Annotated in this window: 14 protein-coding genes; 9 read left to right on the top strand and 5 right to left on the bottom strand. The window is 73.1% G+C overall.

Features of this window, described 5'->3' with window-relative positions; genetic code table 11:
* Positions 1 to 2 precede the first annotated feature (2 nt).
* The 6 genes from AB0D67_RS35015 to AB0D67_RS34990 are packed head-to-tail and all read left to right on the top strand — an operon-like array spanning position 3 to position 5,005.
* On the top strand, positions 3 to 851 hold the full coding sequence (locus AB0D67_RS35015; protein ID WP_362945512.1) for a 3-hydroxyacyl-CoA dehydrogenase NAD-binding domain-containing protein: 849 nt from the start codon (positions 3 to 5) through the stop codon (positions 849 to 851).
* A 12-nt stretch (positions 852 to 863) separates the two neighbouring features.
* Entirely contained in the window at positions 864 to 1,121 is a 258-nt protein-coding gene (locus tag AB0D67_RS35010) for an acyl carrier protein (protein WP_362945510.1), read from the top strand.
* Positions 1,118 to 2,263, top strand: coding sequence for an acyl-CoA dehydrogenase family protein (locus tag AB0D67_RS35005; RefSeq protein ID WP_362945508.1), 1,146 nt, complete (start codon positions 1,118 to 1,120; stop codon positions 2,261 to 2,263). The genes AB0D67_RS35010 and AB0D67_RS35005 overlap by 4 nt, the downstream gene beginning before the upstream one ends.
* Complete coding sequence (locus AB0D67_RS35000) at positions 2,260 to 3,345, top strand: HAD-IIIC family phosphatase (protein ID WP_362945506.1); 1,086 nt, start codon at positions 2,260 to 2,262, stop codon at positions 3,343 to 3,345. Before AB0D67_RS35005 ends, AB0D67_RS35000 begins: the two co-directional genes overlap by 4 nt.
* On the top strand, positions 3,342 to 4,130 hold the full coding sequence (locus AB0D67_RS34995; protein ID WP_362945504.1) for an alpha/beta fold hydrolase: 789 nt from the start codon (positions 3,342 to 3,344) through the stop codon (positions 4,128 to 4,130). Before AB0D67_RS35000 ends, AB0D67_RS34995 begins: the two co-directional genes overlap by 4 nt.
* The gene (locus tag AB0D67_RS34990) at positions 4,121 to 5,005 is read left to right on the top strand and encodes a 4'-phosphopantetheinyl transferase superfamily protein (protein WP_362945502.1); all 885 of its coding nucleotides are present in this window, start codon (positions 4,121 to 4,123) and stop codon (positions 5,003 to 5,005) included. Before AB0D67_RS34995 ends, AB0D67_RS34990 begins: the two co-directional genes overlap by 10 nt.
* Here AB0D67_RS34990 and AB0D67_RS34985 read toward each other — a convergent pair.
* Genes AB0D67_RS34985 through AB0D67_RS34965 form a run of 5 tightly spaced genes read right to left on the bottom strand, consistent with a single transcriptional unit; the run spans position 4,968 to position 16,268 of the window.
* A complete protein-coding gene (locus AB0D67_RS34985; RefSeq protein ID WP_362945500.1) occupies positions 4,968 to 6,128 on the bottom strand; it encodes an acyl-CoA dehydrogenase family protein in 1,161 nt (386 codons plus the stop codon). The genes AB0D67_RS34990 and AB0D67_RS34985 overlap by 38 nt on opposite strands.
* Positions 6,129 to 6,135: 7 nt before the next feature.
* Positions 6,136 to 9,942, bottom strand: a complete 3,807-nt coding sequence (locus AB0D67_RS34980) for an SDR family NAD(P)-dependent oxidoreductase (protein ID WP_362945498.1) — start codon at positions 9,940 to 9,942, stop codon at positions 6,136 to 6,138.
* The gene (locus tag AB0D67_RS34975; protein ID WP_362945496.1) at positions 9,939 to 14,633 is read right to left on the bottom strand and encodes an SDR family NAD(P)-dependent oxidoreductase; all 4,695 of its coding nucleotides are present in this window, start codon (positions 14,631 to 14,633) and stop codon (positions 9,939 to 9,941) included. The genes AB0D67_RS34980 and AB0D67_RS34975 overlap by 4 nt, the downstream gene beginning before the upstream one ends.
* A gap of 29 nt (positions 14,634 to 14,662) precedes the next feature.
* Positions 14,663 to 15,448, bottom strand: a complete 786-nt coding sequence (locus tag AB0D67_RS34970; RefSeq protein ID WP_362945494.1) for an ABC transporter permease — start codon at positions 15,446 to 15,448, stop codon at positions 14,663 to 14,665.
* A complete protein-coding gene (locus AB0D67_RS34965) occupies positions 15,438 to 16,268 on the bottom strand; it encodes an ABC transporter ATP-binding protein (protein WP_362945492.1) in 831 nt (276 codons plus the stop codon). Before AB0D67_RS34965 ends, AB0D67_RS34970 begins: the two co-directional genes overlap by 11 nt.
* Positions 16,269 to 16,442: 174 nt before the next feature.
* Here AB0D67_RS34965 and AB0D67_RS34960 point away from each other — a divergent pair, with 174 nt between their 5' ends.
* Genes AB0D67_RS34960 through AB0D67_RS34950 form a run of 3 tightly spaced genes read left to right on the top strand, consistent with a single transcriptional unit; the run spans position 16,443 to position 18,860 of the window.
* On the top strand, positions 16,443 to 17,108 hold the full coding sequence (locus AB0D67_RS34960; RefSeq protein WP_362945490.1) for a phosphotransferase: 666 nt from the start codon (positions 16,443 to 16,445) through the stop codon (positions 17,106 to 17,108).
* Between the two features lie 54 nt (positions 17,109 to 17,162).
* Positions 17,163 to 17,582 carry a DUF1707 domain-containing protein gene (locus AB0D67_RS34955; protein ID WP_362945488.1) on the top strand — a complete coding sequence of 140 codons (420 nt, stop codon included), beginning with the start codon at positions 17,163 to 17,165 and terminating at the stop codon, positions 17,580 to 17,582.
* Positions 17,583 to 17,585: 3 nt separating this feature from the next.
* Positions 17,586 to 18,860: an acyltransferase family protein gene (locus AB0D67_RS34950; protein WP_362945486.1), complete on the top strand. Its 1,275-nt coding sequence runs from the start codon at positions 17,586 to 17,588 to the stop codon at positions 18,858 to 18,860.
* Positions 18,861 to 19,072 lie beyond the last annotated feature (212 nt).

Here is a 19,072-nt window from a genome sequence, read left to right as displayed (position 1 = left end):
ACATGAGCCTGATCGGAGTGATCGGCGCCGGTGTCATGGGTGTCGGCGTCGCCCAGAACCTCGCCCAGACCGGCCACGACGTGGTGCTGGTCGACAAGGACGAGAAGATCCTGAGCGAGGCGCTGACGGCCATCGCCCGCAACACCAGGATGAGCCGCCTCATGGGCGGTCCGGCCCTCGACGTCGACGAGGTGCTGTCCAGGATCAGCACCGCCGTGGGCGCGGCGGGCGCGGCCAAGTGCGACCTCGTCATCGAGAACGTCACCGAGGACTGGGACACCAAGCGGCAGGTGTACGAGACGCTCGACGCCGCCTGCGGCCCTGACACCGTCTTCGTGGTGAACACCTCCGCCATCCCCATCACCAAGGTCGGCTCCGTCACCAAGCGGCCCGACAAGGTGGTCGGCGTGCACTTCATGAACCCGGTGCCCGCCAAGCCGGCCGTGGAGCTCATCCCCGGCGTGCACACCTCCGAGGAGACGGTGCGGCGCACCCGCGACCTGCTGACCGCCATGGGCAAGAAGGCGGTGGACGTCAAGGACTCCTGCGGGTTCGTCTCCAACCGGGTCCTGATGCTCACCGTCAACGAGGCCGCGTACCTCGTCCACGAGGGCGTGGCCGACGCCGAGTCGGTCGACGAGGTCTTCCGCAGCTGCTTCGGCCACCCGATGGGGCCGCTGGAGACCGCCGACCTGATCGGCGTGGACACGATCCTCTACAGCGTCGAGGTGCTCTACGAGCACTACGCCGACAGCAAGTACCGGCCCTGCCCGCTGCTCAAGCAGATGACCGACGCCGGCCTGCACGGACGCAAGTCCGGCCGGGGCTTCTACACCTACGCAACGAACTGAATGGAGTCACCGATGTCGCACCCCACCTCCCAGGAGCAGATCCTCGACTTCGTCCGCGGCCGGTACCCGCAGGCCGAGATCGACGCGACGCAGGACATCTTCGCGCTCGGCTTCGTCAACTCGCTGTTCGCGATGGAACTGGTGATGTACGTCGAGAAGACCTTCGGCGTCACCATCCCCAACGAGGAGCTGCGGATCGACAACTTCCGCACCGCCACCGCGATGGCCGGCCTCGTGACCCGCCTCTCGACGACCGTGGCCGCCGCGTGACGCTCGTCGCACCGGTACCCGTCCAGGTCGTCGACCGGCGCTCGGCGCGGGCGTTCGTCGACACGTACGTGGTGCCGTACGCGGATGAGTACGACAGGATCGGCCGCGTCCCCGAGGACCTGCTGCGGCACGTGGCCGCGGCGGGTCTGTGGGCGCCGTTCCTGTCGCCGGACCCGGGCGGGGCCGGGATGGACCTGGTCACGCTCGGCGAGGTGCACGAGGAGGTGGGCCGCGGCTGCTCGTCCCTGCGCAGCCTGCTGACCGTGCACACCATGGTCGCGTGGACCCTGCAGCGCTGGGGCACGCCGGAGCAGCACGCCCGGTGGGCCCCCGAGCTGGCCACCGGCGAGACGCTGGGGGCGTTCTGCCTGTCCGAGCCGGGCGCCGGCAGCGACACCTCCGGCATCGCGACCACCGCCGTCGAGGGCGGCGGCGGCTGGGTGATCAACGGCGTCAAGAAGTGGACGACCGGCGGGCAGCGGGCGGACCTGTTCCTGGTGTTCGCCCGCACCGCCGCCAGCATCGGCGCGTTCCTCGTGCCGAGGAACGCGCCGGGCGTGCGCGTCACGCCGATCGACGACATGCTCGGCACCCGGGCCTCCATGCTGGCCGAGATCACCTTCGACGACGTCGTGCTCGACCCCGGCGCGCTGCTCGGGCCGAGCAGCGGCTTCATGGCCGGCATGGTGCTGACCGGAACCCTCGACCTAGGCCGCTACAGCGTGGCGGCCGGGTCCGTCGGCATCATCCAGGCGTGCCTGGAGGCGTCGGCCGCCTACGCCGCGCACCGCCGGGTGGGCGGACGGCCCCTGGCGGAGCTGCCGCTGATCCAGGCCAAGCTCTCCGACATGGTCACCGACGCCCGCGCGTCCCGGCTGCTGCTGGCCGAGGCCGGCCGGCTGAAGGACGCCGGGGACGCCGACACGATCATGGCGACCTGGATCGCGAAGTACTTCGCCTCCACCGCCGCGGTCCGGCACGCCGCCGAGGCCGTGCAGATCCACGGCGCCAACGGCTGCAGCCCCGACTACCCGGTGGCGCGGTTCTACCGGGACGCCAAGGTCATGGAGATCATCGAGGGCAGCAACGAGATCCAGCGCATCACCATCGCAGGCCAGGCGGAGCGGGAGATGACCAGATGAGCGTGACCACCGAACGCCAGGACCCCGGTGTCTTCGTCGCGCCGGAGAAACCCCGGCGGGGCCGCGTCAAGTGCGTCGTGTGGGACCTGGACAACACCCTGTGGAACGGCGTGCTGCTGGAGGACGGCGACGTGACCGTGCGCCCCGCCGTCGTCGAGCACATCCGCGAGCTGGACCGCAAGGGCGTCCTGCACTCGGTCGCGTCCAAGAACGACCGTGACGCGGCCATGGCCAAGCTGACCGAGCTGGGCCTGGCGGACCTGTTCCTCTACCCGCAGATCAACTGGAACCCCAAGTCCGGCTCGATCAGGAACATCGCCAAGGCGCTCAACCTCGGGCTCGACGCCTTCGCGTTCGTGGACGACCAGGAGTTCGAGCGCGGCGAGGTGGCCCACGAGCTGCCCGACGTGACCTGCGTGGACGTGACCGACCTGGACGAGGCCCTGACCAGGCCGGAGTTCCGTCCCCGGTTCGTGACCGACGAGTCGGCGCGGCGGCGCGAGATGTACCACAGCCAGCTCGCCAGGGACGAGCTGGAGGAGGGCTTCGTCGGCACCAACGAGGAGTTCCTGGCGAGCCTGGAGATGTCGTTCACCATCTCCCCGGCCCGCCAGGAGGACCTGCAGAGGGCCGAGGAGCTGACCGTCCGCACCAACCAGCTCAACTCCACCGGGCGCACCTACTCCTACGACGAGCTGGACGCCCTGCGGGAGTCCCCCGACCACCTGCTCCTGGTCGCGTCGCTGACCGACAGGTTCGGCGACTACGGCAAGATCGGGCTCGTCCTGGTCGAGAAGGGGCGGGACGTCTGGTGGCTGCGCATGCTGCTGATGTCGTGCCGGGTGATGTCGCGGGGCGTGGGCATGGTGCTGCTCAACCACGTCCTGCGACTGGCCGCCGACGCCGGGGTGGCGGTGCGGGCCGACTTCGTGGAGACGGGGCGCAACCGGATGATGCAGGTGACGTACGCGTTCGCCGGGTTCCGCGAGGCGGAGCGGAACGGGGCGCACGTGGTGCTGGAGGCCGACCTCGGCGCCGTGCAGCCGCCGCCGCCGTACGTCCGTCTGGAGATCGGGACATGAGCGTCGCGAGCACCGAGGACGTCCTGTCGCGGTGGCTGCCGTTCCGCGCCTGCACGGGCGCGGAGCCCGGCGCCCTGCCGCTGTACTGCCTGCCCCACGCGGGCGGCGCCGCGTCGGCGTTCCGGATGTGGCAGCGCAGGCTGCCCGGCGTGGCCGTGCAGCCCGTCCAGCTGCCCGGCCGCGAGTCCCGGCACCGGGAGCCGCCCTACGAGCGCATGGAGCCGCTGGTCTCCGACCTGGCCGACACCGTGCTCGCGGACGTCGAGGCGTCCGCGGCCGGTCGCCGGTACGCCCTGTACGGCCACAGCCTCGGCGCGATCGTCGCGTTCGAGCTGATCCGGGAGATCCGGCGGCGGGGCGGGCCCGCTCCCGTGCACCTGTTCGTCTCCGGTTCCGACGCCCCCCACCTCACCCGCGAGGACGGGCCGCCGGTGCGGGACATGAACCCGAAGGAGGTGGCGGAGCTGCTGCGGACGCTCGGCGGCACCCCCGAGTGGCTGCTGTCCGACCCGGACGCGCTGGCGATGATCATTCACGCGGTGCAGGCCGACTTCACCGTGAAGGAGACCTACGTCTACCGGGACGAGCCGCTGCTGGACCTGCCGATCTCGCTGCTGACGAGCTCGGCGGACCCGCGCGTCTCCCCGCTCAAGGCGGCGGGGTGGAGCACGCTGACCAGCGCTCACTTCGCCCCGTACTCGTTCGACGGCGGCCACTTCGCCGTCCTCGAACAGGCGGCCCGCACTCACGCGATCGTCACGGAGGCCCTCCGCCCATGGGTGTGACGCCGGCTCCGGCTCCGGCCCGCGTGCTCACGGACCAGCGGTCCGCGAGCACGCGGGCCGCGGGCGTGCGGGCGGAGAACGCGCGGTCCGCCGGCGCGGGGGTCCGGGACCCGTGGGCGCGGTCGTGGCCGTCCGGGGTCCGGGTGTGGAAGGTACGCCTGGACCGGGCCGAGCGACCCGGATGGTGGGGGTGGCTGTCGGAGGGCGAGCGGGAGAGGGCCCGTGCCTTCGCCCGCGCCGCCGACCGCCGCCGGTACGTCGTCGCGCACGCCGCCCTGCGCTCCGTGCTGGGCGGCGTCTGCGGCGTGCCCGCCGCCCGGCTCGCCTTCTCCCGGGACGCCTCGGGCCGCCCCCGCCTCGACCTCGGCGGGGGCCGGCCCGCGCCCGACTTCAACCTGTCGCACTCCGACGAGTGGGCGCTGATCGCCGTCGCCCCCGCGGGATGGCGCGTGGGCGTGGACGTCGAACGCGTCCGCGACGACCTCGACCCCCTGGCCATGGCCGACCGTCTCTACCGCCCGGAGGAGGCGGCGCGCCTGCGCGCCGACCCCGGCGCCGCCCTGGCCGGGTACTTCCGCCTGTGGACCGCCAAGGAGGCGTTCGTCAAGGCCACCGGCGGCGGCCTGGCCCAGCTCGGCGACGTGCTCGTCCGCGAGGGAGTCCACGACGGAGTCCGCGACGGAGGCCACGACGGAGTCCGTGACGGGGACCACGGCGGAGTCCGTGACGGGGGCCACGGCGGGGGACACGAAGGGAGCGCGACCTGTGAACGGTCGCGCTCCCTTCGTGGTCCGGTCCGCTGGCTCGACGTCGCCGCCGGCTACGCCGCCGCGGTGGTCACGATCGCTTCGACACCGGCACCACGTACCGGCTGAACACCAGGTCCCGCAGCACGTCGTCGCCGCCCTCGACGATCGACACGTACCGCATGTCCCGTGCCAGCTTGCCGATGACCGCCTCGTGCGTGTAGCCGAGCCCGCCGAACATCTCCGAGGCGGTCGAGGCGATCCGCCACCCCGTCTGCCCGCAGAACATCTTCGTCGTCAGCGCCTGCTTCAGCGTGCCCACGCGCAGGAACTCCTCGCCCGCGTCGGGCCGGTCCGCGATCTCGTCGTACGCCCGCGCCGCCGCCAGGCACTGGTTGGCCATGACCTCGATCTCCATCTCGAACTGGCCCAGCCGCGAGGCGAACACGGCGTTGGCGGTCAGCGGCGCCCCCTTGACCGACTTGGTCTTGGCGTACTCCATGCACACGTCCCGCACCCGCCGGGCGACGCCCAGGGCCGTGGCGGCGATGAGGATGCGGCTGGCGTTCAGGCCCACCTCCAGCAGGCGCAGGCCGTTGCCCCGCAGCACGTTCCCCGCGGGCACCCGCACCCCGGACAGCGACACCTCGTAGGTGGCCGACGAGCGCAGCCCGATGACGTCCCACCGCCTGTCCACGGTGATCCCCGGCGTGTCGCGCGGCACCAGGACGGCCAGGTAGCCCGACGGGTCGTCCTGGGCCCGCGCGATCACGACGAGGAAGTCGGCGAAGCCGGTGTTGGTGGAGAACGCCTTCCGCCCGTCCAGCACGACCGCGTCGCCCTCGCGGCGCGCGGTCGTGGAGATCCTGGCCAGCTCGCTGCCGGCGGCGTGTTCGCTGCCCAGCGTCGCGGCGAACCCGTTGCCGGCCACGAGGGGCCGCAGGTGGCGTTCCTTCAGCTCCTCGTCGCCGTACCACTGGACCATGCTCGTGGTCAGCACGGGGATGAAGAGCGTGAACGCGACCCCGGCGTCCGAGTACGCCAGCTCGGCCGCGATGCGGACGCTCTCCTCCAGGCCCATGCCGAGGCCGCCGAACTCCTTGGGCATCCACCAGTTCGCCAGGCCGGTGGAGGCGAAGTCCCGGTAGAGCGGGAGCGGGGCCTCGGCCAGCGAGTCCAGGTACGCGTCCTTGCCCAGCAGCTCGCGCCGGGCGAAGCCCTGCACGGTCCGCAGGTACTCGGGCTGCTTCATGGGGCGCTCAGTCCTCCTCGTCGCGGGCGTCGAGCAGTTCGGCGAGCTGCCGGACCGTGGGGCACTCCAGCAGGCCGGTCACCGGAACCGACGCGTTGAGCGTCCTGCGGATCCTGGTGGTCAGCTCGATCGCCAGCAGCGAGTGGCCGCCGAGCTCGAAGAAGTTGTCCAGGGCGCCGATGGGGTCGATGCCGAGCACGCGCGACCAGATGTCGGCCAGCGTGGCCTCGGTGCCCTCCTTCGGCTCCACGTACGGGTTGTTCAGCTCCGGGCGCGGGTGTCGTTCGCGGTCGTCGAAGTCGTCGCCGCCGTGGATGTCGCCGGTGACCCACTGGGCGATCCGGGAGTCCAGCGACCCGGTGGAGATCACCAGGTGCCCGGCCCGGTCGGCCGCCGACAGCGCCCGCTCCAGGACGTCCACGCCCTCGGCCGGGGTCATCGTGTAGTCGGCGACGGCCTCGCTGTGGCCGGAGATCCGGTCGGGGTCGATGTTCCAGGTGTCCCAGTCGACGGTGACCCAGCGGCCCCGGCCGGTCGTGCGCGCCACGCGGACGTACGCGTCGAGCGCGGCGTTGGCCGACGCGTACGGTCCCAGGGTCATCCCGCCGAGCACCGCCGCGATCGACGACAGGGTGATCCGCCGGTCCGGGCACCGCTCGCCGAGCACCTTCTGCAGCACGTGGAACCCGGTCACCTTGGCCGCGAAGTGCGCCTCGCACTGCTGCCGGTCCATCAGGTGCGCGAAGTTGAAGTAGGCGCCGTCCTGCACGCCCGCGCCGTGCACCACCACGTCGATCGCGCCGAACCGCTCGACGGCCGCGGCGACGACGGCCCGCATCCGCTCCTCGTCGGCCACGTCCGCCGAGAGGGCGAGCACGGTCGCGCCCCGGCTCTCCAGATCGCGGACGTTGAGGATGTGCCGGGCCGTGCGCTCGCCGCCGGGAGGGGGCGCGGCCAGGTAGGCGTCCCACTCCCCGGGCGGCGGCAGCGGGGAGCGCGCGGTGAGCACCAGGCGGCAGCCGTAGGCGTCGGCGAAGTGCCGGGCCAGGACCAGGCCGACGTCGCCGAGACCGCCGGTGATGAGCACCGTGTCGCCGTCGCGCACCGGCCGCCGCTCCGGGGCCGGCTCCTCGATCGGGTACGGCTCGTACGCGCGCAGCCAGGTCTCGCCCGCGCGCACCGCCATCGGGCCCTCGTGCTCGGCGACCGCGGCGGCCAGCACCTGCTCGGCGAGGACGGCGGCGTCGCCGGCGTCCACGTCGATGTGGCGGCAGCGCAGCCGCGGGTTCTCCTGCTGGAGGCTGGGGGCGAGCGCGGCCAGGGTGGCGTGCCCGGGGTGCCGCAGGTCGTCGCCCGCCACGTTGACCGCCTGCGGGGTGAGCAGCACCAGTCCGGCGCGCGGCGCGGACCCGGTGTTGTCGAGCAGCTCGCGGGAGAGCGCCAGCACCGGGTAGAAGCCGCGGCGCTGCTCCTCGGCGAAGTGCGCCACGGGGTCGGCGCCGGGGTCCTGCTCGTGAGAGGCCAGGCTGAACCCGTGCACGATCGTCCTCGGCATGGCCACCAGCGAGTACATCAGCTCCGCCACGTCGTCGGCCTTGTCCGGGCGGACGGTGAAGTCGCCGGTGTCCTCCTGCCCGAACCGGTCGCCGGCGCGTACGGCGGTCACGTCGGCGCCGGCTTCGACGAGCCGCTCGGTCAGGGCCTCGCCGCGGTCGTCGGCGGTGAACACCAGCCACGGGCCGGCCTCGCGCAGCCGCTCGTCGAGGTCGGACACCGGCAGCGGGCGCCGCCTCCACACCGGAAGGTGGGTCCAGCGCGACCGGTCGAACGTCTTGCCCTGACCGGCCGGCGCCACCGCCTGCGCGGGGTCGGCCTTCACCCAGAACCTGCGCCGCTGGAACGGGTACGTGGGCAGCTCGACCCGCAGTCCCCGCCCGTTGTGCAGCGCGGCCCAGTCGACCGTGCTCCCGGCCATCCACAGCCGCGCCACGACCTCCAGCAACCATTCGGCCGCGGTGCCCCCCTCCCCGGGGGCGACCACGACCTCCTCGGCCTGCTCGTCGTCGTCGCCCCGCACCACGCGGACGCCGATGGTCCCCAGCCCGTCGGCGAGCGCGTCGAGCGCCGCCTCACGAGACGAGGCGGTAGGTGAGGCGGCGTGCCGCAGCACGGTCTCCACCGCGGAGTGCAGTTCGCCCCACCACGTCTCCGGGGCGTCGGGGGAGGCGGTGAGACGGACCTTGGGGTTGCGGCGCTGGGTCTTGCCGTCGATCCAGCGGGACGGGTCGCCCAGGGCGGCCACCGCGTCGTCGCGGTCGTGGACGACGACGGCGCGGCGCAGGGCGAAGCCGCCGCGGGAGACCTGGAGGGTGAAGGCCACGTCGGCGAGGTCGTCGCCGTGCTCGCCGGTCAGGTGGTCGCGCAGCCGTTCGGTCGTCTCGCCCAGCGCCTGGCCGTCGCCGGCCGAGAGCACCAGCAGGTGCGGCCCGGGGCGGGCGGGCCGGGAGGGCCGGCGCGGCGCCTCCTCCATGATCACGTGCGCGTTGGTGCCGCCCAGCCCGAACGAGCTGACCCCGGCCCGCCGCGGATGCGGCCCCGTCTCCCACGGCCGGTCCTCGGTCAGCACCGTGAACCGGTCGCCTCCGGCGGCCAGCGCGGGGTTCGGGGTCTCGTAGCCGGGCGTGCCCGGCAGCAGCCCGTGCTTGAGCGCCATGGCCGCCCGCATCAGCCCGGTCGCGCCGGAGGCCCGGTCGAGGTGGCCCAGGCTCGGCTTGAGCGACCCCAGCACGCACGGCGTCTCGCGCGGCTGGGAGAAGACCCGGTTCATGGCGGCCAGCTCGATCGAGTCGCCCAGCATGGTGCCGGTGGCGTGGCACTCGACGTACCCGACGGTGTCGGGTTTGACCCCGGCCACGCCGAGCGCCGACTCGATCACCTCGGCCTGGCCGTCCACGCCGGGCGCGGTGTACCCGGCCCGCATACGGCCGTCGTTGTTGGCCGCCGAGCCCAGGATGACCGCGTGGATGATGTCGCCGTCCGCGAGCGCGTCCGTCATGCGCTTGAGCGCCACGACCGCCGTGCCGCTGCCCATCACGGTGCCGCCCGCCTCGGCGTCGAAGCTGCGCACCCGGCCCTCGGGCGACATGATGCCGCCCTGCTCGTACAGGTAGCCGGCGTGCCGGGGGAGCGGGGTGAACGCGCCGCCCGCCACCGCGACGTCGCACTCGTAGGTGAGCAGGCTCTGGCACGCCAGGTGCACCGCGACCAGCGAGGTCGAGCAGAACGTCTGCACCGACACGGCGGGCCCGCGCAGCCCCAGCTTGTACGACACCAGCGAGGCCAGCGAGTCGCGCTCGTTGCCCACGGCCATGAGCAGCGCCCCGCCCGGCTGCGCGCCGAGGTGCTGGAGGTTCTGCACGATGTAGTCGGGGAACCCGCACCCGCCGAAGACGGCGACCTGGCCGGGCACGTCGGTCGGGCAGTACCCGGCGCCCTCGATGGCCTCCCACGAGCACTCCAGGAACAGCCGGTGCTGCGGGTCCATGGTCTCGGCCTCGCGCGGGTTGATCCCGAACACGGTGGCGTCGAAGAGGTCGAGGTCGTGCAGGGGTCCGCCGACGCGCACGTACCGGGGGTCGGCGAGGAGGCCCGGATCGACGCCGGACTCCCGCAGCTCCTCCTCGGTGATGGTGCGCAGGCCCTTGACCCCCGCGAGCAGGTTGCCCCACAGCTCGGCCAGGTTCCTGGCGCCGGGGAAGCGCCCGGACATGCCGATCAACGCGACCGCGGAGTCGTAGTCGGTTTCGGTGGTCATGACGTCCTTCCGCTCCTGAGCATGTTGCGCCGCTGGGCGATGCGGGACCGCTGCCGGTCCTTCGCCTCGCTCGGCTGCTCGTCCGCGTCCTGGTCGGCCTGGGCCGCCTCGGCGAGCGAGGCGACCGTGGGCGCCTGGTAGAGGATGTGCGGCGGCAGGTAGGACAGCTCCAGCGCCTTCCTGACCTCGGCGATGATCTCCATGCCGAGCAGCGAGTTGCCGCCCAGCTCGAAGAAGTTGTCGTGCACGCCGACCTGCTCCAGGCCCAGGGCCTCCGCCCACACCCCGGCGATGGTCTCCTCCGCCGGCGTCTGCGGCTCGACGTACGCGGTGGACAGGTCGGGGCGCGGGTGTCGGCCGAACGCGTCCCTGATCTTCTTCACCGTCGCCTGGTGGCTCTCGATCGAGGACCTGCGGCTCATCGCCACCAGGGGCGCGAAGTCCTGCGTGGAGGCCACGACGTGCGGCTCACCGCCGGCGAGGACCCGCAGCAGGGTCTCCCATCCCTGGTCGAAGGTGAGGCCGAAGTTCTCCCGGTACCAGGCGAAGTACTGCTTGGAGCCCTCGTCGTAGTTCTCCAGGCCCTCGGTCCAGCCGTTCCACGTCCACTCGCACCAGTCGACGGAGGTGACCGTCACCCCGGGCAGGGGGTCGCTGAGCGCGAAGGAGTCGAGGAAGGCGTTGGCGGCGCAGTAGTCCACCTGGCCGGCGCCGCCGCCGGTGGCGGAGGTGGTGGAGGAGTACAGCGCCAGGAAGTCCGCCTGCGTGCCGCGCAGCGCCTCGGCCAGCGCGAGCGTGCCCATGACCTTGGGCGCGAGCACCCTCTCCATGTCGGCGACGGTCTTGAACTGCATGAGCCCCACGGCGGGCACCCCGGCGCAGTGCAGCACGCCGTTCAGCTCGCCGAAGCGCTCGACGGCGGCGGCCACGGCGCGGCGGGCGTCCTCGGGTCTGGAGACGTCCCCGGCGACGGTGACGACCTCCGCGCCGGCCGCCTCCAGGCGGCGCAGCCCCTCCAGCCGCCTGCGGACCTCGGGGGCGGTGGAGTCGGAGGCCAGGATCGCGGGCCACTGCTCGCGCGGCGGGACCGGCGTGCGCCCCAGCAGCACCAGCCGCGCCCGGTAGTGCTCGGCCAGCCGTTCGGCCATGGCCAGGCCGATGCCGCCCAGGCCGCCGGTGACCAGGTAGACGCCGCCCTTGCGGACCTGGGCGGCCGGGGTCCTGGCGGCGATCACGGAGGCGTCCAGCGCCTCGTAGCCGGGGATCCACCGCTGCCCGCCGCGCAGCCCGACCACCTGGTCGGACGGTTCGGCGAGCAGCTCGGCGAGCAGCGCGTCCGCCCCGGCGTCGACGTCGATGACGCGGGTCCTGACCTTCGGGTACTCGACGGGGATCAGCCGGGCCGGGCCGAGCAGGGTGCCGAGCCCGGCGTGGACGCGGTCGCCCGGGTGCACCCGCTGGCCGCCGGAGGTGACGATGTCGAGCTGCCAGCCGCTCAGGCCCATGTCGCCGGCCGCGCGGGCCAGGCCGACCAGCGTGTGCAGGCCGCGCTGCAGGGTCTCCTCGATCGGGGCGTCCTCCGCCGACCACAGGTGCACCACGCGCTCGGGCTCCCAGCGGCGTCCGGCCAGCTCGCGCAGCGCCGCCAGCATGTCCTCGGCCGAGCCGGGACGCACCCGCAGGCCGTCGTCGTCGCTGGAGAACCGTTCGCCGGGCCGTACCAGGACCACCTCCTTGCCGGCCGCGGCGAGGTGCGCGAGCAGCGGCGCGGCCAGCTCGGCCGCGCGGCCCTCGTCGGTGTAGACCAGCCAGCGGCCGGCGTCCTGTCCGCCGGGGGGCCGGACGGCCGTCTGCTGCCAGACGGGCACGTGGATCCAGCGGGTGTCGGGCAGGCGCGGGTACGCCTTGGCGATGCTGGTCGGGTCGCTCTCGTCGTAGGCGGCCGCCCCGCCGCCGCCGCCGCCGAACGCGTCCTGGTCGATCTCCAGCCAGTAGTCCTGCCGCTCGAACGGGTACGTCGGCAGCGGCACCCGGCGGGGCGCCCAGTCCTCGCCGGCATGCAGCGCGGCCCAGTCGACCGGCACCCCGGTCAGCCACAGCCTCCCGACCGCGGTCGCGACGGCGGCGCCGGCGTCCTGCGGGTCTCCGGCGGCGGGGAGCACGGTCACGATGAGCGGCCACTGCTCGCGGTCGCAGGACGGGTGGCCGCGGGTCAGCGCGCCGAGCGACTGCCCGGGACCGATCTCGACGAGCGCCAGGCCGGCCTGCCCGAGCACGTGGCCGAGCCCCCTGCCGAACTCGACGGTCTCGCACATGTGGCGGGCCCAGTAGCCCGGGTCGGTCACGACCTCGGCGGTGGCCGGCTCGCCGGTCACGTTGCTCAGGTACGCGATCTGCGGCGGGTTCAGCGTGATGTTGTCGGCGATCCAGGACGTCAGCTCACCGGCCAGCGGGGCGAGCATCCGGGAGTGGAAGGCGTGCGTGGTCTCCAGCCGCCGGTGCCCGATCCTGGAGTCGAGCAGCAGCGCGGCGGCCCGCTCCACCGCCTCGGCGGGCCCGGCGAGCACGACCTGCGAGCCGGTGCGGACGGCGACGTCCAGCTCTTCGGTGAACACCTGGCCCAGGACGGCGGCCAGCCGGCGCTCGTCGGCGGACACCGCCAGCATCGCGCCCTCGGGCCGCGAGGTGATGAGCTTCGCCCGGTACGCCACCAGCCGTAGCGCGTCCGGCAGCGACAGCACGCCCGCCAGGCAGGCGCACACGTACTCGCCGAGGCTGTAGCCGATCATGATCTCGGGCTCGACGCCCCATCGGACGAGCAGCCGCGCCAGTGCGTACTCGGCCACGAAGACCGCGGGCTGCACCAGATGCGGCTCGGTGGCGGAGCGCGGCGCGCCCGCCTCGGTCCGGCCGAGCAGTCTGGCCAGGTCGCCGGTGTCGCCCCCGGCCTGCTCGGCGGGGACGAAGATGTCGGACAGCTGGCCCGGCGCGGTCAGCCCCAGCAGGGCCAGGCACTCGTCCACGTCCGCGCGGAACGTCGGCTCCTCGGCGTAGAGGCCGGCGACCATGCCGGGGTACTGCTCGCCGACCCCCGCGACGAGGAAGCCGGTCTTGCGCCCGACGGTCGCGTCCGCGCGTCCCAGCGTCGCCGCCGGGTCGGACAGCCGGGCCGCCGCCGACTCCGGCGAGTCGGCGATCACGACCCTGCGGTGCCCGAACAGCTTCCGCCCGGCCTGCAGGGTGTACGCCACGTCGCCGAGGTCGTCCGGCGACCTCTCCAGGTGGGCGGCCAGCCGCGCGCACGACTGCTCGGCGGCGGCCTGCGACCGGGCCGAGACCGGCAGGATCTGCAGGCGGCGCGGACGCGTGCCGCGCGGCGCGGGGAGCGGCGCCTCGGTGACGATGGCGTGCGCGTTGGTGCCGCCCATGCCCAGCGAGCTGATGCCCGCGATGCGCGGCCTGTCCGGCGTGCGCGGCCACGGAGTGGGCTCGGCGGTGACGTGGAAGGGGCTGTCACCGAAGTCGATCTCGGGGTTGGGGGAGCGGTAGTGCAGCGTGCCGGGGATCAGCTCGTTGCGCAGCGACTGGACGACCTTGATCAGGCCGGTCACGCCGGAGGCCCGGTCCAGGTGGCCCACGTTCGGCTTGATCGAGCCGAGCACGCAGTACTGCTTGCGTTTCGTGGCGCCGAACGCGCGGGTCAGCGCGGCCACCTCCATCGGGTCGCCGACCTCGGTGGCGGTGCCGTGCGCCTCGACGTACGAGACGTCGTCGGGGTTCACGCCGGCCCGGTCGAGGGCCGCCGACACGCAGCGGCGCTGCCCGTCGATGCTCGGCGCCAGGTAGCTGAACTTCATCGCGCCGTCGTTGTTGATGGCCGAGGCACGGATCACGGCGTGCACGGTGTCCCGGTCGGCCACGGCGTCGTCGAGCCGCTTGAGCAGCACGACCGCCGCGCCGTCGCCGAACATGCTGCCCCGGCCCTCGGCGTCGAACGTGCGCACGTGGCCGTCGGGTGACTCCTGGCCACCCTCCTCCCACAGGTAGCCGGTGCGGTCGGGGATGCGCACCGACACGCCGCCGGCCAGCGCCATCCGGCACTCGCCGCGCCGCAGGCTCTCCGAGGCCAGGTGGACCGCCACCAGCGAGGTCGAGCAGAACGTCTGCACCGACAGCGCGGGACCGTCCAGGTCGAAGCGGAAGGCGACGTTCGTGGCCAGCGCGTCCTTGTCGTTCCCGATCATCAGGGCGCTGGTGTCGATGCCCATCTGGAACGCCATGAGCCGGGTCAGCAGGTAGCCGCTGATGTTCATCCCGGCGAACACGCCCACGCTGCCCCGGCCCTCGGGGGCGGCGTACCCGGACGACTCCAGGACCTCCCACACGCACTCCAGGAAGATGCGCTGCTGCGGGTCGGCGAGCGTGGCCTCACGCGGGTTGTAGCCGAAGAACGCGGCGTCGAATCCGCGGACGTCGTCCAGGACCGGCCGCATCCGCACGTAGTTCGGCTGCTGGAACGTGGCCGGCGACACGCCCGCGGCCAGCAGGTCGTCGTCGGAGAACTCGGTGAACGACTCCACGCCCGTGCTGATGTTGCGCCAGAACGTCTCGATGTCGGCCGCACCCGGGAACCGACCGGCCATGCCGATGATCGCGATATCGGCGTCGCCGGGTGAATGGTGCTGATCCATCAACATGCCCTTCTTCACTGATGTTCCTGTCACAGCAGCCCGCCGCGGCCCCAGCCGCGCGCCAGCCTGCGGGCGGCGAAAGCGCCCGCCGCCAGGCCCAGCGCCAGCAGTACGGCCCCGGGCGGCACGACGCCGGCCGTGTCCCCGCTCACCGCGGCCTGCATCATGCTCAGCGCGTAGTAGCCCGGGGAGACGTGGGCGGCCGCCTGCGCCCAGTCGGGCATGATGCTCAGCGGCACCAGGGCCCCGCCCAGCGAGCTGAGGGTGAGCGCGCCCACGTCGCAGATCACGCTGAGCTCGCCGTGGCTGCGCACCAGCGTGGCCAGCGCCGCGCCGAGCGACAGCAGCGCGAACGCCCAGATCATGATGGCCAGCAGCACCAGCGGCGGCGACGGCGGCACCGGCAGCCCGATGGCCAGGCAGCCGTAGACGATCAGGATCGCCTGCTGCGCGATCATCACCGCGAACAGCGGCAGCGTCTTGCCGACCAGCAGCTCGAACGCCGGGGCCCGGCTCACGCGGAGCCGGTCCCAGGTGCGCCAGGTGCGTTCCGACAGGATCGCGTTGCCCGCCATGGAGATCGCGAACACCGAGAACATCACCATCAGCCCGGTGGCGATCTGGGTGGCGCCCTGGTCGAGGGCCCGGACGTACAGGGGCCTGAGCACCAGCATGAGCACCATGGGCATGGCGACGTAGCTGATCATCTGCCCGGGGTCGCGCAACCGAATGATCATGTTGTGCCGGGCCAGCGCGCCGATGCGGTACAGCGCGTCGAGCACGCCGAGGCGGCGTGGGGCGGTGTCAAGCAGCATGGGTGACCGCCAGGGATCGGTAGAGGTCGTCCAGGGACGGGTTGCGCACGTCGACCGCGGTGACCGGGCGGTTCACCCGGCCCAGCAGGTCGATCAGGGCCGCCGCCGGATCGGAGGTGGAGACCGAGATCTCCTCCTCGCCGTCCAGCGTCACGCGTACCTCACCCGGCAGGTCCCGCAGCAACTCGTCGCAGGCCCCCCTGACGATGATCCGGCCGCTGCGCGCGACCGCGATCGTGGCCTGGAGCTCGGTCAGCTCGGGCAGGTAGTGGGTGGTGTAGATGACGGCCGCGCCCTCTCCCGCGCGTTGTTTGACCACGTCCAGCATGGCCTGGCGGGTCTCCAGGTCGGCGCCGGCCGTGGGCTCGTCGAGCAGGAGGAGGCGGGGACGGTGGACGAGGGCGCTGGCGGCCTGCGTGCGCCGCTGCTGGCCGCCGGAGAGCTTGCCCGTCCTCCTGTCCATGATCTCGGTGAGTCGCAGGACGAAGGCCAGCTCCTCGACGGCCTCGCGCAGCGCCGCCCGTCGCAGGCCGGCGAGCCTGCCGTACAGCTCCAGGTGTTCCCGTACGGTGATGGAGGGGTACAGCGCCAGATGCTGGGGCGCCACGCCGACCTCGCCGCGGGCGGCGGACGGGGGTCTGCCGTCGATGGTCACCTGTCCGCTGTCGGGGCGGACCAGGTGGGACACGATCTCGACGAAGGTCGTCTTCCCCGCGCCGTTGTGTCCCAGAAGCCCGACGATCTCACCTGCCCCCACGCTCAGAGTGAATCCGTCAAGGGCCTGGACATCGCCGTACCGCTTGACGAGATCGGTTGCCACCAGCAACGTGTCACCTCCCCAATGTCATGGAGTAAGCGGGCTAGTGCGGATGGAGCCATCTTGGACGGATGACGGCGGGAATTGACGGGGCCCGTGGTGGCAGGTAGTTGCCGTGAAGACCAGCCAGTGGAACGGCATTTACGCGCCGGGACTTCACTGTCTAATCTGACCGGCATGGACGTTGGGCCGTTGATAGCCGCCGGACGCGAATGCGAGATCCTCGAGGCCGGGCCCGGCCGCGTGGTCCGGCGCTCCCGCGACGGCCGCGACCTCGAACGAGAGGCCGCCGCCATGCGTCACGCCCGCCGTCACGGGTTCCCCGCCCCCGAGGTCTTCGACGCCGACGGTCCCGACATCCTCATGGAGCGGGTGGACGGGCCCAGCCTCATGGAGGAGATGGTCCGCGCGCCGCAGGAGGCGCACCGCCGGGTCCGTCTCCTCGCCACCCTGCTGCGAGACCTCGCCGGGGTGCGCGCCCCCGGCTGGCTCCAGGCCGCCCCCGGCTGCCCCGGCAACCGCCTGCTCCACCTGGACCTCCACCCGGCCAACGTGATCCTGACCGCGGACGGCCCGAAGGTCGTCGACTGGGCCAACGCGGCCCGGGGCGCGGCGGGCGCCGACGTCGCCTGCACCTGGCTGCTCCTGGCCACCACGCCGGCCGGGCACGCCCTGGACGAGCGCAGGACGACCTGGCTGGCGGCGTTCCTGGAGGACGCCGGCGCGGAGGCGGCGCGGCCGTACCTCCGGGCCATGGCCGACCGGCGGCGCGCGGACCGGAACGTCACCGACGAGGAGAAGGCCGGGATCACGGCCTTCCTCACCGAGAACGCCCAGCCCTGACCACACCCGGCCCCGACCACCCCTCCATCGCCTCTCACCGCACGGAAGGCTGACATGCACGACCGCGACGTACGCGCATCCGACCTAGACCGCGACGCCGCCGCCGAGCGCCTGCGGCTGGCCGTGGAGGAGGGCTGCCTCGACTTCGGGGAGTTCGACGAGCGCCTGGGCCAGGCATACCAGTCGGTGACCCGGGGCGAGCTGGCCGACCTGGTCGCCGACCTGCCCGCGAAGCGCCCGCAGACCCCCCGGAAACCGGCCCCGGCCGGGCTCCCGCGCTGGCTGAAGATCGTGTGGGCCGCCTGGGCGGTCATCTTCGCGATCAACGTCGTGGTCTGGGGGGTGGTGAGCGTGGCCAACGCGTGTCCCGCGGAGTTCTGGCCGAAGGGCGCGCTTCCGCCCGCCGTCATCCTGGCGATCGTGACGGCGGTCATCAGCCGGAAGAGACGGAAAGAGAACGGGGAGGGATCCTGATCCATGGCACCGTCACCCGCCACGACGTCCGGGCGGCGCGCGGAGCTGGATTCCATCCGGGTCCTGGTGGTCGTCGGGCTGGTGTTCTTCCACACGGCGCTGGTCTTCGACGCCCAGGACGACTTCTATGTGAAGAACGCCGAGACGACCCCGTTCACGCTGGTCGTCTCGGCCCTCGGCGTGCTGTGGGCGATGCCGCTGCTGTTCTTCCTGGCGGGACTGGGGGCCTGGCACTCGCTGCGCAGGCGGGGCGCCGGGGAGTACGTCGCCGAGCGCCTGCGCCGCCTCGGGGTGCCGCTGGTGTTCGGGACCGTCGTGCTGGTGCCTCTGCCGCAGTGGTTACGGCAGCGGGCCGACCCCGCCTTCCACGAGTCCTACCCGGAGTTCCTGCCGCGCTTCTTCACCCTGGACGGGTTCAAGTGGCGTGATTTCCCGTTCGTCTTCGACGGGCGGTACTTCGAGTTCGGCCACCTGTGGTTCCTGCTGTTGCTGCTGACGTTCTCCCTCATCCTGGCCCCGCTGGTGCGCTGGGGCGGCGCCCCGGGGCGGCGGCCCGGCGACCGCGAGCCGTGGGGGCGGCGGCTCGGCGACCGCGCCGCCGCCCTCGCCGAGCGCCGTCCGGGCGCCATCCTGCTGCCGGCCGTGCCGCTGGCGGTGGTGTGCGCGCTGGCCGGACTGGAGGAGCAGTTCGCCGGCTGGCACCGGGCGGCGTACCTGTTGTTCTTCCTGTTCGGGTTCGCCTTCGCCGGTGACGAGCGGTTCAGGGCCGCGCTCCGCCGCGACCTGCGCCTCATCACGGTCTGCGGCGTGGTGATCTTCCTGGTCGGCGCGCCGCTGCTGATGACCGCCGGGGGCGACCCCTTCACCGACCTGACCCCGCAGGCGACGATCGGCCGCGCCCTGTTCGGCGTGACCGGATGGTGCTGGCTGGTCGCGATACTCGGCTTCCTGGACCGCCGGGGCCGGTCGGCGGCCACCCGGTCGGCGGCCACCCGGCCGGAGCGCCGGCCCCGCCGCTGGTACGCCTACCTGTCCGAGGCCGTGCTGCCGCTGTACGTCCTGCACCAGCCGATCGTCGTCGCGGTCGCATCCGTCGTGATCGGATGGGAGGCGCCGATCGCCGTGAAGTTCCCGGTGATCAGCGTGGTCTCCCTGGTGCTGATCTTCGCGGTGTACGACCTCCTGGTCCGCCGCACGGACCCGGCCCGCTTCCTGTTCGGCATGCGACCCAGGCCGCGCCCGCCCGCGGAGGTCCGGACGGGTTCCTCCCCGCCCTGAGGGGCTCCGCCGCGGCCGGATCACGCGACGAGCTCCGGGACGGGCCGGTCGCCCGTCTCCGGGAGGTCACCTCGAACCGGGCGGCGGAGTCCCTGCGGACTCCATGGAGGGGGGGGGGCCGCGGGGGGGGGCCCCCCCCCCCCCGGCCCCCGCGCGGGGCGGGCGGGGGCCGGGGCGGGGGGGGGGGGGGGGAGGGCCCCCCGGGGCGGGCC

The organism is Streptosporangium sp. NPDC048047 (genome assembly GCF_040653115.1).
Taxonomy (GTDB): Bacteria; Actinomycetota; Actinomycetes; order Streptosporangiales; family Streptosporangiaceae; genus Streptosporangium.
The sequence above is the reverse complement of the archived record's forward strand: the minus strand, read 5'-3'. Positions and strand labels throughout refer to the sequence as shown.

Excerpts from the sequence above, each read along its gene's own strand:
- AB0D67_RS35015 (WP_362945512.1), top strand. The coding sequence starts at position 3 with ATGAGCCTGATCGGAGTGATCGGCGCCGGTGTCATGGGTGTCGGCGTC.
- AB0D67_RS35010 (WP_362945510.1), top strand. The coding sequence starts at position 864 with ATGTCGCACCCCACCTCCCAGGAGCAGATCCTCGACTTCGTCCGCGGC.
- AB0D67_RS35000 (WP_362945506.1), top strand. The coding sequence starts at position 2,260 with ATGAGCGTGACCACCGAACGCCAGGACCCCGGTGTCTTCGTCGCGCCG.
- AB0D67_RS34995 (WP_362945504.1), top strand. The coding sequence starts at position 3,342 with ATGAGCGTCGCGAGCACCGAGGACGTCCTGTCGCGGTGGCTGCCGTTC.
- AB0D67_RS34990 (WP_362945502.1), top strand. The coding sequence starts at position 4,121 with ATGGGTGTGACGCCGGCTCCGGCTCCGGCCCGCGTGCTCACGGACCAG.
- AB0D67_RS34985 (WP_362945500.1), bottom strand. The coding sequence starts at position 6,128 with ATGAAGCAGCCCGAGTACCTGCGGACCGTGCAGGGCTTCGCCCGGCGC.
- AB0D67_RS34980 (WP_362945498.1), bottom strand. The coding sequence starts at position 9,942 with ATGACCACCGAAACCGACTACGACTCCGCGGTCGCGTTGATCGGCATG.
- AB0D67_RS34975 (WP_362945496.1), bottom strand. The coding sequence starts at position 14,633 with ATGGATCAGCACCATTCACCCGGCGACGCCGATATCGCGATCATCGGC.
- AB0D67_RS34970 (WP_362945494.1), bottom strand. The coding sequence starts at position 15,448 with ATGCTGCTTGACACCGCCCCACGCCGCCTCGGCGTGCTCGACGCGCTG.
- AB0D67_RS34960 (WP_362945490.1), top strand. The coding sequence starts at position 16,443 with ATGGACGTTGGGCCGTTGATAGCCGCCGGACGCGAATGCGAGATCCTC.
- AB0D67_RS34955 (WP_362945488.1), top strand. The coding sequence starts at position 17,163 with ATGCACGACCGCGACGTACGCGCATCCGACCTAGACCGCGACGCCGCC.
- AB0D67_RS34950 (WP_362945486.1), top strand. The coding sequence starts at position 17,586 with ATGGCACCGTCACCCGCCACGACGTCCGGGCGGCGCGCGGAGCTGGAT.